We start from the raw sequence: 15,609 nt of genomic DNA, 5'->3' as shown, positions 1-15,609 counted from the left end.
AACATTTAATTATTAAAATGAAAAACAATATATTAAATGATGACATCATAGCAACTGCTATGATGTTTTTAAATATTAATAAAATAGATATTATAATCCATTCAATTCAAATAATTGAATTACAAAAAGTTATAAATAAGAATAAATATTAATACATCAACTTTTATAAAAAAATAGTCTATATAACTTTTATGTTATTTTTTATGACATTGAATATGTTTTTTTTTTTATTTGTCAGAAAAAAATAGTCATAAAATGTAGTTAATGTTGATTTTATATATCAGCAGAATTTATAAACACATAGGAAGTATATATGACTAAAAAATCCAAAATTTTATGAAGTATTATGGCTGGAACGACACCATTAATTTTAGCACCTACTTTAATGGCTACAAGATGTGGCGAACCAAAACCTCATCCAGCTCCAAAACCAAACACTCCTAATACAGAACCCACTATAAATAATGCCCTTAAATATAAATCAATTGAGGAATATAATAATCGAATAAAATCTCTTAGTGACGAAATTGATCTTATAAATACAGCAATCACAGATAAAACCAAAGCAATTGAAACATTAAATGAGGAATTAGATGATTTTAAATACGATGATTCAAAAACAGAAGAAGAGATTGCGAATAAAACCAATGAAGTTAATGCTGAAATTGAAAAATTAGATAAGGAAATTTCTGAAAAAAAATCAATTTTAAATACTAAAACTCAAGAGTTTGAAAAAGCCGATTCTAAGAAACATGAAATTTTAGCAGAAATCGCTTTTTCAAAAGATGGTAGTGAAAAGGGAAAGAAATTCACTGCTGAATATATTATTTCATTGAAAGATTTATATGCAAAAGATTTAACAAAAGCAGGATTGGATCAATGAAATCCAGCACCAAGCAAAGAAGATTCTATAAAAATAACTCAATTAATTGATAAATATATTGAAAATATCAAAAAAGTTAATACATTTAATTTAACAAGTGATTCAATTGCGTGAGCAAATGGATTGAAATTCAATTGAGAAATCGAAAAAGAAAACTATGATAAAGGTTTAAGATATCTATTGGGGTCATTTAATTGAGGACCAAGTGATACATATCCAGCAAATGGTTTTTATGGATCGATTATTGCCAGTGTTAATGATGAACCAAGCTTATATAAGCAATGAAAAGCAACTTTAAAAGAAGCGATTGAATTGGGGTTAGTACCTTCAAAAGTTTGAATTAAAAGTAATATAAATGCTTTTATTAAAGATTATTATGCAGATAAATTAGCCGAATTTTATAGATCTGAAAAAACATCAATTACATTAAAAGCATTGATCAACTATGATGAAAATGCTACTAAACCATTCTACATGAGTGAAAATGATTGAGAAATTAGACAAGCAATTGATGAATTTTATGATTTTTATATAACGGATTATTACAATGCATCAAGTTATGGTTTGGGTGAAAACATTAACAATTTAACAATTTACAAAACAAATGATATTCATGAAATAGAGAATACTATGGAAGTAAATGTTGATGGCACATATCAAAATATATATGGATTAGGATATACCGAAAAAGACTTAAATGAAACTAAAGTTGGTATAGGATTTATGCCCGGTAAAGAAGGCGGTTTAACAGGTGAAGATCTATATAAACAATTATTAAAAATGTCTACATCAACAGAATTGACTCCTCAACAAATTTATGATGAGGGGTATAAGCAAACAAAAGAAGCATCTGCGAACATGAAAAAAATAGCAATAGAAATTGCTAAATTAATCACAGGAGATGATAATTCAGAATGATCTCCAACTATTAAATATGATGAAGATGGGATTGGTAGTAAAGCAATTGTTAATTTACAATTACATATTCGTGATAACCAAGGAAACATAAATTTAACTGAATTTTATAAATGATTAAATGCCGAAGATTTCTTCTTTGGGCGTGAAGATGCTAGCTATTATACAGAAGCATTGAAAAGTTCTTTAAAAGAAGATAAAAATTTAGCAGATTCAAGATCTAATTTAACTAAATTAGATTATGATCATTTATTCGGTGATGATAATAAAAATGAAGCATATGGAAGTATTACAAACGAACAATTCTATTATGGTGCTCTAGAAGCTTTTAAGGCGTATAAACAATTTAAAGCTACAACTCAAAAATATGGTGCTTCATATTTCCCTAAAGAAGTTCCAGATTATGGTATTGATACATATGAATTTGCCAGAAGAGCAAATGAAGGTGTTGGGGCATATGAAGGTTCTAAAGAAGGATTCTTCTTTAATGTTGATCCATATTATTCAGTACCTAAATGAGCTCTTACAACATTTGCTAACCATGAATCAATGATGGGACACCACAATCAAATTCAATATGCTAAACATAATTTAACATCAATTGATGGTTTAAAATTAGGGGATATTTTTAACTATACTTCATACATTGAAGGTTGAGCGGTGTTTACCGAATGATTTGCAATTGAAGCCGGATTCTATGGAACACCTGATTATAATAATAAAGATAATGACTATTATGCAATGCCAATTGATTTTTCACTATCAAAAGGTATTACAAGCTTTATTACTTCAACTGAAGATAGTGCAATAACAGAAGATATTATTAAACAAATGAAAGAATTACATGGTGGTGTATATTGAAATAAAGTTGCTTCTTTAAGAACTTATGATGATGAAAAACAACATACAAGAGATGCTGCTAAATTAGCTAATATGTTGCAATATTTCGGTGCATTAACTGAAGCTCAGTTAAGAAATATGAGATTAGCATTGGATGTATCATACCACAGCCCAAGTGTTAAGGGACATGATGATTTAATAACTGGTCATTCAATTATACAAACTAGAGAATTTATGAAATTAAATTCAGCTTTAGGTACCGGTGATATTGCTTCTGAATCAAGAAGATATTTATCATTACCAGCTCAAGCAACAGCATATAACTCAGGTAAAAAAGTTATGTTAGATCTATATAAGAAAGTGCAAAATCATTTAGGCTTAAGCCGTGAAGAATTTGTTAATGCATCAGATGGGGATGTAAAACATGTTCATATTAAGAAACTATATGATATGTTCTTAAGAAATGGTGGATTACCAATGAGTGCACTTGAAGAAGTAATTAAAAATGAATATAAAATAAAATAATAATTAACCCAAGGAATAATTTCCTGGGTTTTTATTTATTTTAATCTTGAAAAGATTATATATAAAGATAATTTCAATTTCATATAACTTCATAGTTATTTTTTTATGTTTTTCTATTTGTTTTTTTTTTTTTTTATAAGCAATGAATAAAACAATTTTAAAATGTAAATAATGTTGATGTAACACATCGGCAGAATTTCAGAAGAATAGGAGTAGTATATGACTAAAAAAAGTAAAATTCTATGAAGTGTTATGGCAGGTATGACACCATTAATTGTAGCACCTACTTTAATGGCAACAAAATGTGGGGAACCAAAACCTACACCCACACCCACTCCGACTCCAACCCCAACACCGGAGCCAGATAAACCTACTGTAAATAACACCCTTAAATATCAAGAAATTGAAAAATTAAATCAAAGTATTATAACAGCAACAGAAGATATCAAAAAAATAAATCAAGAAATTAATGCTAAAAAAGCCGATATTATTGCTGCACAAAAAGAATTAAAAACTTTTAAAGAAGATGAAACTAAATCTGCAGAAGAAAAAACTGCTAAAGAAACTGAAATTAATAAAAAAATAGAAAATATTAACCAAGAAATTCAAACTAAAACTGCAACTGTTGAAACTAAGAATAATGAAATTATAACTGCTAAAACAACTAAAAGAAATGTTTTGGCAGAAATTGCTTCATCAAATGATGGAAGTGAAAAAGCTAAAGCTTTAACTGCTGAATATATTATTTCATTAAATGAAACATATGAAGAAGATTTAACAGCAATGGGATTAAATCCATACAATGTAGCTCCAACGGCTAGTGATGATAAAAAAATTGTTGTAGAAATTGATAAATATATTAATAGAATTAATGAAATTAATGGAGTTAACTTAACAAGTGATTCAATTGCATGAGCATACGGATTGAAATTCAATTGAGAAATTGAAAAAGGAAATCATGATAAAGGCTTAAGATATCTATTAAGTTCATTTAATTGAGGTTCAAGCAGTACATATGCGGCTAATGCATTTTATCGCACAATTGTTCCAAATTCAAGGTATGCTGATAAAATTTTTGTTCAATGAAAAGAAACCTTAAAAGAAGCAATTGAATTAGGATTGGTACCTTCAAAAGTATGAATTAAAAGTAACATTAATGCTGTAGTTAAAAACTACTATGCAAATAAATTAATTGATTTCTATAAATCAGATAAACAAACAATTACATTGAAGGAATTGATTGGTTATAATCCTGATGCAGTAAAACCAGAAAGTGTAAATGAACAAGTTTGAAAAAAATCACAAGCAATAGATGCTTTATATGATTTTTATGTAACTGACTATTATAAAGCTTCAAGTTATGGTTTAGGCGAAAACGCTGAAGAACTTGTTTTATCAAAAGAAAACCTTACACACGAACTTGAAAATATTGTTGAAGTTAGAGTAGATAATACATATCAAAAAATTTATGGTTTAGGATTTACTCAAAAAGATTTAGATGCAACAAATGTTGGTATTGGATTTATGCCTGGTAAACCAGGTGGTTTAACTGGTGATGATCTATATAAACAATACCTAAAAATGGTTACAACCTCTAATTTAACTCCACAAGAAATTTATGAAGAAGGCTATAAATCATCCAAAGATGCAGCTAATAATATGAAAAAAATTGCAGCTGAAGTTGCTAAGTTAATTACAGGTAATGACAATACAGAATGAGCGCCTACTATTAAGTATGACGAAGATGGTGTTGGTTCTAAAGAAGTTGCGAATGTACAATTACACATTAGAAATGCACAAGGAGAAATAAATTTACCTGAATTTAATAAATGATTAAATGCAGAAGATTTCTTCTTTGGTCGTGAAGATGCAAGTTATTACACCGATGAATTAAAGAGATCTTTAAAAGAAGATTCTGATTTAGCAGATTCTCGTGCTAATTTAACGAAATTAAAATATGATCATTTATTCGCTGATGAAAACAAAAACAACAAATATGGTAGCATTACAAATGAACAATTCTACTATGGAGCATTAGAAGCATTTAAAGCTTATAAACAATTTAAAGCTACAACCCAAAAATATGGCGCTTCATATTTCCCTAAAGAAGTTCCTGATTACGGAATTGATACATATGAATATGTAAATAGAGTAAATACAGGAGTTGGTGCATACTCAGGTAGTGCTGGCAATTTCTTCTTTAATGTTGATCCATATTATTCATTACCAAAATGATCAGTTACATCATTTGCTAACCATGAGTCAATGATGGGACACCATAATCAAATTCAATATGCTAAGTTTAATTTAGCAGAAATTGATGGTAAAAAATTAGGTGACATCTTTGGATATACAGCATATGCCGAAGGTTGAGCGCTATTTATGGAATGATTTGGTATTGAAGCTGGATTCTACGGAACTCCTGATTATAATAATAAAGATAATGATTACTATGCAATGCCAATTGATTTCTCATTATCAAAAGGTATTACAAGCTTTATTACATCAACCGAAGATAGTGCAATTACTGAAGATATCATTAAACAAATGAAAGAATTACATGGTGGAGTATATTGACAAAAAGTTGCATCTGTAAGAAGTTATAGTGATGATAAACAACATACAAGAGATGCTGCTAAATTAGCTAATATGCTTCAATACTTTGGAGCATTGAATGAAGCTCAATTAAGAAATATGAGATTAGCATTGGATACTTCATACCACAGTCCAAGTGTTAAAGGTCACGATGATTTAATTACTGGTCATTCAATCTCTCAAGCTAGATCATTTATGACAGCTAATTCAGCTTTAGGTATTGGTGATATTACATCAGAATCAAGAAGATATCTATCATTACCAGCTCAAGCAACAGCTTATAACTCAGGTAAGAAAGTTATGTTAGATCTATATAAGAAAGTGCAAAATCATTTAGGCTTAAGCCGTGAAGCATTTATTAACGCTTCAGATGGTGATGTAAAACATGTTCATATTAAAAAACTATATGATATGTTCTTAAGAAATGGCGGTTTACCAATGAGTGCACTTGAAGAAGTAATTAAAAAAGAATATAATATTAAATAAAAAACCTTCAAAAAATGCTTATTTTTCTAAAAAAAGGAGAAATTTTCTCCTTTTTTTGCTTATTTTTTCCCAAAATCATATATATATATATATATATATATATATATATAAATTTTTATAAATAAAGGAAAGTATATGAAAAAATCAAAGAAAATAGCTTTAATTGTATTAGGTTTAGCAACTATTGCTGCAGTTTCAACAACAGCATATGTTTTTGCTAGAAAATCAAACAAAACGGTTAAAGAAAATAAAATAACATCTTTAATTAATGAGATTAAAGAATATCAACAACAAAATTCAAACGTTAAAGATGATATTGCTTTAAATGTTGAATTTAAAACTTTAATTGATAATTTAGATAAACAAAAAGATATTAAAGATGAAAAAGAATTAAAAAATATTTTAGATAGTTCAAATGCTGAATTTAATGTTTTAAAAAATAAAATGGAATATCTAAAAATTGCAAATAATATTAATGCATATTTAAACGATATTAAAGATGAAAAATATAAAAATGTACATACCGAATTATTAAATAAAATGAACGAACAAAACGAATTGGTTAAAAATAGCAAGAAAAATGATGAAATAGAAAATGCTAAAACCGCTTTAACCAATGCATTAACTAAAGCAAAACAAGATGTTCAAAAAATTGATGAAACGGTTAATATAACAAACACATTAACAAAATTAAATGAAGAAATTACTAAAGAAATTGCTACATGAACAGATCCAAAATATGAAACGTTAAAAACCGAATTAACTAATTTTTTAGATGAACAAAATACAGCATCTAAAAAAGAAAACATTACTCTTGATGAATTAAAAACAATTGTTGAATCTATTAAAAACAAATTTAATGAAATTCAAGGTAAAAAATTAGAAATGGATAAAGAAGCAAATAAAAATGAATTAAACACTTTAGTAACAAGTGCTACATCAATATTAGAAAATTCTTATTTGATTAATGGCGAAGATAGTACTAATAAAGATCAATTAAATGCGGTTATCAAGCTTTCAAGAGAATTAATTGAAAACACCGATACAACTTCAGAAAAATATCAACAACAAATATCTGAATTAAGAAAAGCAATTAATACTGCAGAAGAACAAATTAATACACAAAGAAATGCTTTATTATCTATATTAAGAGAAAAAGTGGAATCACCAACAGATTATTTAAATGATGAAGAATTTAAGAAAAATCCAAAAGACTTAAACAAAACATTAAATAGTGAAATTGAAAAGGCAAATGCTATATTGTCTGCTGATTCAAAAACTATATCAAAAACAGATCTATTAAACGCAATTAATAAAGTAGTAGAAACTCAAGAAGGTATTAAAAATTATGTTGCTGCTTTAAATGATTTAAAAAGTTTAAAAGAATATCGCGATAAAATTCAAACTAAATATACGTTAAACATTGAAAATTTAAATTTTGATATCATGTCATATGAAACTAATTTAAACAGAACTTATCCTTCTTTAAAAATATATGCTTCTGTAAAAGCTTTAATTGCTAGAGGGAAAAATAAAGCAGTTCTTAATGATTTTGATGCATATAAATCAGCTATTAATGAATTTAAAAATAGTGAAGAAAATAAATTATATTTTGTAGATAATATTAATAATTTAGACAAAATATTTGAAGAATTCGATACTAAAACTGAAATAAGTTCAGAAATGAGTGATGAAAACATTAATATAATTACTAATATGCATAATAAATTATTAGAAGCTCAACAAACTAAAAAAACATTAGTTTGAAATAAATATGTTGAATTAACAACAAAAGCAAAAAAATACTTAATTAACGAAGATTATTCAGAAATTAATTCAGTTCACTATGGTTTTGAATTGAAAAAATTAATAGATGATTATGCGCATTATACAGAAGAAATTGAAACTTCCGCAGTACATAGAGTTAATGCTAAAATTCTTGAATCACTTTCAAAAATTGATTCTTCATTAAAATCAGATATTCAAACTGTTTATAATAATATTGAAACATATATTAGTACAGAGGGTAATGAAGAAACTAAAAAACAAAAAATTCAAGAAAAATTGAATGAAATTAAAGAACAAATTACATCAAATAAATCATCAGGGGACATTAAAACAGTTTTAACTAAATTAAAAGAATTAAATGAATTTTTCAAAACAAATAAATAATTATTTTATAACAAAAAAAGAGAGAATATTCTCTCTTTTTTAATTTTCAAATTTCATTTATTATCCAATTAACTGTATTTATTCAGAATCTTAATTCATTCAGTATATGTTTGTTTTGATTTTTCTTCATTAAAGTTTAAACCATATTGTAGAAGTCAAGTATCTATTGTTTTTATAGCATTTTTTCAACGTGTTTCAACACCATCAGCTACCACTTCTGTACTAAATATTTGTATATATCGTTCAATTTGTGAAATTTTTGACTCAAATTCGGTTAATTTTCCCATTAATTCTAAGTGTTCTCTATCAGTAGAAGCTGTTTTTTTCATAAAGGCAAATTTTTCTAGTAATTCAAATCATATTTTTGCCTTATCGTATATAGTGTTGTAATCACTTAAGGCATCTTCAAGACTTTTTCTATTAGAATCTACGTTGTCAAAAACAGGTTGTAATTTAGACATTCTTTCATTTAAAGATGTTTCGAAATTAAATCGTGTTTGATAAGTTTGTAGCAATGACAATGTTAAACTGTCTTTAGTATTTGAAAGAGTGGTTTCAATTTTTGAACGTAATTCAGTCTTTAATTTAACAGCATTATCGTTAGTTTCTTTTATTAAGTTTTCAAGTTCTGTTTTTTTGGTTTGGAATTCTAAAAGAGTAGAATTTGATTTATTTAATAAAGTATTTGTTTCACTAACAAATTTAGTAATTTTAGATTGTAATTCTTGTTTATCAATGATATATTCGTTATTTTTATCTTGATCTAATTTAGTTAGTAGAGTTTTAATTTGATTTCTTACATCATTTTTAGTTTTATATTCATTTACTGCATTATTTAATTTTTGCAATTTATCATTAAATGTTTGTGCATCATTATTTTTATTATTTAGTATTTCATTACTGTCGTTTACAACGGCTAATAATTGTTGTTTTTCTATATTATCTAAATTGTAACTATCAATTTGATTATTAACTTCAACGGTTCTATTTTTAAGACCATCATATGAAGCTTTTCATGTATTTTGTTTTGTTTTAACAGCATCAAATGAAGAATTTAATTCATTATACGCTTGTTCTAAGGATTCAGCGGTTGCATTTTTAGCATCTTTTTTAGTTGTTGCAGTGGTAATTAATGATTGCAATTCATTTTTAATTGTTGTATTTTCAACTGTTGTTTGATTGTATGTATTCGCTTGATTAATTAATGTTTGTAGTTTTTCTTTTGCAAGATTTTCTTGTTGTTTTCTTAATTCAGCTTTTGCTTGAATTTTTCTAAATTCAGTTTCTAATGTTGATTTAGCGATTTCTAGATTTTCTTTATTAATTGAAGGATTATTTAATAATTTTTTAGCTTCTGAAATTATAGTATTAATTTCCAACATTTCCGTTTCATTAAATCCGTTAGATATTTTCAAATTATTAATTTCGTTGATTTTATTATCTAAATCACTATTTGCAGATTTTCAAGCACTATCTTCTAATTTAATTTGATTGAATATAGTTTCTAATGTTTTGTATGCATTATCCAATGCTTCGGTTGAAGATTCTAAATTATCAAGAATAGATTGAACATTTTGAATAGCTTGTGATAATTTATTTTTTATTTCGGTGTTTATTATTGAATCTTTAAATGATGTAGCATCATCAATTAAAGATTTTAATTGATTTTTAGCATTATCTTTTTCTTGTTGTTTTCTTAATTCAGATGTTTGTATAATTTCGTTATATTTTGCATCTAAAGTGGTTTTAGCATTATCTAATGCATTTTTATCTGAAGACGGATTACTTAACACGGTTTTAGCTGCTTCAATTGCATTATTTAAATCACTTAATTCATGCTCATTGAAGTCATTTGAAGTTTTATTTCCTTCAATTTCTTTGATTTTATTATCTAAGTTAGTATGAGCGGTTTTTCATTCTTCATTTTTAGTTTTAGCAGTTTGTAATGCTGATTCAAGATCTTTATATGTTTGAGTTAAAGAATCTATAGTAGCATTTGCGTCATCTTTTTTATTTATTGCTGATTGAATTGATGAAGATAATTCATCTTTAATAAAAGAATTTGTTATTGAATCTTTGTATAATGATGATTCTTTAATTAATGTTTCAAGTTTTTCTTTTTCTTTATTTTCTTGTTGTTTTCTTAACTCAGCATTTGTTTGAACTTTTTTATATGCATTTTCTAAAGTTGTTTTAGCATTTTCTAATTCTTGCTTATTAACTAAAGGATTATTTAGTGATTCAGTTGCCTTAGCTATCGCATCATTGATTTGTTTTAATTCAGTTGAATTGAAGTTATTGCCATCTTTAGAACTATTAATTTCATTAATTTTAGTATTTAAGTTAGAATTAGCATTTTTTCAATCATTGTCTTGTTCTTTACTATTATTTAATGCAGATTCTAAGGTTTGATATGCTTTATTTAAATCCTCTGTTGATGAATCACTACTATCAAGAACATTTTTAGCAGTTTGAATTGCTGTACCTAATTCATTTTTAATTACATTATTCACAATTTTATTTTTTTCTTCTGTTGCTTGGTTAATTAACGCATTCAATTTTTGTTTAGCATTTTCTTTTTCTCGTTCTTTTCGATTGTCTAAATTTTTCTTAATTTCATTATATTTATTTTCTAATTCAGTTTTAGCAGATTCTAATGCTTCTTGGGCTAATGATGAATTATTTAGTGATTCAGTTGCTTTGACTATTGCTTCATTGATTTGTTGTAATTCAGTTGAATTGAAGTTATTACTATTTTTAGAACTATTAATTTCATTAATTTTATCATTTAATGCAGAGTTGGCATTTTTTCAGTTAGTATCTTGTGTTTTTGCTTCATTTAAAGTTGCTTCAAGTGCTGTATATGCATTATTTAAACTATCTGTAGTTGCTTTAGGATTGTTTGATGCCGCTTCTGCATTTTGAATTGCATTGCTTAAGACATCTTTAATTGCTGTATTTATAATTGATTCTTTAGCTGAATTTGCTTGATTAATCAAGTTATTTAATTTTTCTTTAGCTTTATTTTCATTTTCTTTTCTTGAATTAAATGCTAGTTTAATTTCATTATATTTATTTTCTAGAGTGGTTTTTGCATTATCTAATGCTGTTTTATCACTATTTGGATCATTTAGAACAGCTTTAGCTTCTTTAATTGCATTATTCAATGTATTTAATTCTGATTCATTTACTTCATCTGTTTCTCTATTTGCTTCGATTTCTTTAATTTTGTCATCTAAATTGGTGTATGAAGTATTTCATTCTTGATTCTTGATTTTGACATTATCTAATGCAGTTTGTAATTCATTTAATGCTTCAGTTAAAGATTCGGATGTTGCATTTACAGCATCTTTTTTATTTATCGCAATTTGAATTGCTGAAGATAATTCTGAGTTAATGGTTGTGTTTTTAATTGAATTATTATATTCATTTGCCTCAGTGATTAATGTAGCTAATTTTTGTTTATCTAATTGTTCTTGCGCTTTTCTAGCATCTGCTTTTTCTTGAATAGCTTTAAATTGATTTTCTAAAGTTGTTTTAGCATTATTAATTGCATCTTTATCGATATTTGGATTATCTAATGACTTTTGCGCTTCTGTAATTGCATTATCAATTTCTTGAATTTCTGATGAATTAAATGCATCTGAATTTTTTAAGTTATTAATTTCATTAATTTTGTCATTTAGAGATGCATTAGCATCTTTTCAATCAGTATTTTGAGATTTAGCTGAATTTAATGCTTCTTCTAATGCGGTATATGCATTATTCAAACTGTCTAGTGTAGCACTAGGGTTGCTTAATGCATTTTGAGCATTTTGAATTTGGTTATTTAATTCTTCTTTAATATTTTGATTAATAATTGAGTTTTTATATGTGATTGATTGGCTAATTAAAATTTGTAATTTTTCTTTAGCTAATTCTTCTTGGGTTTTATTTAAATCTATTAATTCCTTAGCTTTTATGTATGCTTTTTCTAATTTAGCTAGTTGATTATCTAATGTTGTTTTATTAGAATTTCTATTATCTAATATGGTTTTTGATTCTTCTATTGCTGAAAAAAGATTGGTTAAATCGTTTGAACTACTTGAATTTAATATTGAATATATTTCTGTCTCATCAATTTTATTTTTTAGATTATTGTATGATTTTTCTCATTCATTGTGATTAGATTTTTCGATATCAAATTGTTCTTTTAATTTATTATATGCTTCATTTAAAGTATCGCTAGTAGCATTGTTATTGTTTAATTCACTTGATGCATTTGTAATATTTTGATTTAATCTTTCCTTGATTTGTGTATTAATTACTACATCATTTTTAAATTCAGCAACTTGATTAATTAAACTATTTAATTTATTTTTAACAAGTAATTCTTCTTGTTTTCTTAAATCTGCTCTTTCTTTAATTTCCTTAACCTTATTTTCTAATACTACTATAGCATTATCCAATGCAGTTTTATCATTTGAGTAATCATTTGCTATATTTTTTGCTTCTTGTGTCGCTAAGCTTAAATCATTCAATTCACTTTCGTTAAAACCATATGACCCTTTATTTAATTCAATTTCAGAAATTTTACTTTCTAATCTTGTATGAGCCATTTTTCATTCTTCATTTTTAACTTTGATGTTTTCCAGAATTAATTCTAAATTATTATAAGCATTAGTTAAAGATTCAGTTGTTGCATTTGTAGCATCTTTTTTAGTCACTGCGATTTCAATGGCTCTTTTTAATTCTTCTTTAATCTCTGTATTTTTAACAGATTCGTTATATTCATTGGCTTGTTTTATTAAATCGTCTAATTCATTTATTTTAGATGCAATTAATAAATTATTATCATTTATTTTGCTTATTGCATTTTCATATGCGTTCTTTAAAGTATTGAATGAATTAATAACGTCAATCTTGTTTTCTGTATTTTTAACAATTCCATTTTGTTTATCTAATACATTTTTTAATTCAGATGCAATTTCTTGGTATTTGTTATCATTAGAAATGATGTTTAAATAACCATTAACTTCATTTGCTAATGTAAAATATTTAAATAATTCTTGAATCATTGCAAATTTTTCTGAATTTTCTTCAATAGCTTTATTAACTTCGATTTCGTTTTTGCTATCAATGAAAGAATTTAGATCTTTAATTAATTCTATTGCTTGATTGTCTAATTTTGTTCAAGCATCACCATTTAAATTATTTTTACGATAAGTGTCAATGGTATTAATTAATTTTGCAATAGCTTCATTTTTTGATTTTTTTGAATTTAAAAGCACATAAACAGTCCCCGCTGTCGCTCCGATAGCTCCTAATCCTAACAAAATTAATGCAATTTTCTTACTTTTTCTCATAAAAACTCCTAACCATACAATTGTACAAATGTTTTTTTTTTTTTTGTAAAAAAATAAAAAAAATAATCTATTAAAACAAAAAAATTGTGTAAATCATGATTTTTAGTTTTTTTGTGATACGATTGTAAAGCATTTGGAGTGTATAAATGTTTTATAAAATTTGAAAACCAAAGAGGATATCCTCATTTAAAGCAATTAAAGATTTCGCTAAAGAAATGGGTATTAAAAAAATAGGTCATTCAGGTACATTAGACCCCTTAGCTGATGGTTTATTAATTATTGCAACCGATGAAGATACTAAATTGCTAAACTATATTGTAAATGACGTCAAAACTTATTATGTTAAAGCGTCTTTGCATAAAAGCAGTAGAAGTTATGATGAAGGCGAAGAAATTTTTGATTTGCCTTTCAAAAATATCTCAAAATCAGCTTTCTTAGATGTTCTATCTTATATTAAAGATATAAAAACGCAAATTCCACCAATTTTTTCTGCTAAAAAAATTAATGGTGTAAGGCTGTATAAATTAGCCAGAGAAAATCGAGATGTAGAGATTAAACCAATTGATATTAATATCTTAGATTTAAGCTTAATTAATTTTGATGAAAAACATCAAACTTTCGAAATTGAAACAACAGTTTCTAAAGGCACCTATATAAGAAGCTTAATTCATGATATTGGGGTTTTATTAAATACGGATGCTATTGTAAATACATTAACAAGGCTAAGAATTGGTGATATATCCATGAATGAAAAAGAAAATTTTATAAAAATAAATGATTTAGAAAAGCTTTTTCATATATCATTATATATGCTTGAAAAAAATGACCTAGTGTCAATAGCAAAAAATCGTTTAAGTTATATTGATAATTTATCCGATTTTAGTGGAAAAAAAATATTTATATACAACAACGAAATAATAGGAATAGGCGATGTAGACTATGGAAAAATTAGTTTTTCCAAGGTGCTTTTCGCAAGAATTGAACGTATATTGAAAGAGGTGAAACATGACTAAATATAAAATTCTTGTATTTGATATTGATGGGACATTACTTCCTTTTGGTGTTGATGAACTTTCACCAAGAATGAAAGAAATGTTTGAAAAGTTAAAACAAAATGGTTATATTAATGTTTTATGTTCAGGTCGTGATATTTTCACAGTAGGTAAACAAATTGATAACCCTTATGTTGATTATTTTGTAGGAGCAAATGGAACATTTATTCTAGATCTAAAAACTAAAGAATATGTTTTTGAAACTACAATTGATTATGAAGATTACAAAAAATTTGCTGAATATGCAAAAGAAAATAATCTTCCTTATTCATTTGTTGGAAACAAATGAGGATATTACAATGAATTATTTAATATCGATCACTGATTCTATAAGCCATATCAAGATAAATTCATTTCAATTGATGAATTTGAAAAACAAAATGATAAAAACTATTTAATTACAGTAAGTAGTAAAGAATCAAAAGTGCTTGGCCCTAAATTAACTAAATTCTTTGAAGAAAATAATATGAATGTTTGAGTATTAGCTGAATGAGATGGTGGAGTATTTATTTCATCAAAAGGCATTACAAAAGCAGTAGGATTAAAAGTTTTAGCTAATTTATTAGGTTATTCATTAGAAGAAATGGTAGCATTCGGAGACAGTGAAAACGACGTTGAAATGCTAGAGGCTGTTGGTCTTGGAATTGCTATGGGTAATGGAGAAGATGTTACTAAATCAGCAGCTAAAGAAATTTGTCTACCAGTTACAGAAGATGGCCCTTATTTCAAATTAAGAGATAAAGGATTTTATGAATAAAAAAGTGCAACCCACTTTTTTATTTTGTTTTTAGTAAAA

At 26.0% G+C, this 15,609-nt stretch carries 7 protein-coding genes; 6 read left to right on the top strand and 1 reads right to left on the bottom strand.

What is annotated here, in order from left to right; all coding sequences use genetic code 4:
• Positions 1-17 precede the first annotated feature (17 nt).
• The 4 genes from EXC28_RS05710 to EXC28_RS05705 all read left to right on the top strand — a co-directional run bounded on the left by EXC28_RS05710 (position 18) and on the right by EXC28_RS05705 (position 8,416).
• The gene (locus tag EXC28_RS05710) at positions 18-152 is read left to right on the top strand and encodes a hypothetical protein (RefSeq protein WP_274540945.1); all 135 of its coding nucleotides are present in this window, start codon (positions 18-20) and stop codon (positions 150-152) included.
• Positions 153-313: 161 nt separating this feature from the next.
• Entirely contained in the window at positions 314-3,163 is a 2,850-nt protein-coding gene (locus EXC28_RS01550) for a DUF885 family protein (RefSeq protein WP_112541172.1), read from the top strand.
• Between the two features lie 219 nt (positions 3,164-3,382).
• Entirely contained in the window at positions 3,383-6,244 is a 2,862-nt protein-coding gene (locus tag EXC28_RS01545) for a DUF885 family protein (protein ID WP_232028571.1), read from the top strand.
• A gap of 135 nt (positions 6,245-6,379) precedes the next feature.
• The gene (locus tag EXC28_RS05705; RefSeq protein WP_112541173.1) at positions 6,380-8,416 is read left to right on the top strand and encodes a hypothetical protein; all 2,037 of its coding nucleotides are present in this window, start codon (positions 6,380-6,382) and stop codon (positions 8,414-8,416) included.
• Between the two features lie 68 nt (positions 8,417-8,484).
• Here the strand turns inward: EXC28_RS05705 and EXC28_RS01535 are convergent, their stop codons facing one another.
• Entirely contained in the window at positions 8,485-13,761 is a 5,277-nt protein-coding gene (locus EXC28_RS01535; RefSeq protein WP_036437320.1) for an FIVAR domain-containing protein, read from the bottom strand.
• Positions 13,762-13,907: 146 nt separating this feature from the next.
• On the opposite strand from EXC28_RS01535, the gene truB reads away from it, so the two are divergent.
• The gene (gene truB / locus EXC28_RS01530) at positions 13,908-14,774 is read left to right on the top strand and encodes a tRNA pseudouridine(55) synthase TruB (RefSeq protein WP_029329912.1); all 867 of its coding nucleotides are present in this window, start codon (positions 13,908-13,910) and stop codon (positions 14,772-14,774) included.
• Positions 14,767-15,570, top strand: coding sequence for a YcsE-related riboflavin metabolism phosphatase (locus EXC28_RS01525; protein WP_029329913.1), 804 nt, complete (start codon positions 14,767-14,769; stop codon positions 15,568-15,570). Before truB ends, EXC28_RS01525 begins: the two co-directional genes overlap by 8 nt.
• Positions 15,571-15,609: the final 39 nt, after the last annotated feature.

The organism is Metamycoplasma cloacale (assembly GCF_900660735.1).
In the GTDB taxonomy this organism is placed as follows: Bacteria; Bacillota_I; Bacilli_A; order Mycoplasmatales; family Metamycoplasmataceae; genus Metamycoplasma; species Metamycoplasma cloacale.
Note: the sequence above shows the minus strand (reverse complement) of the source record. Positions and strands in the feature narration are given on the sequence as shown.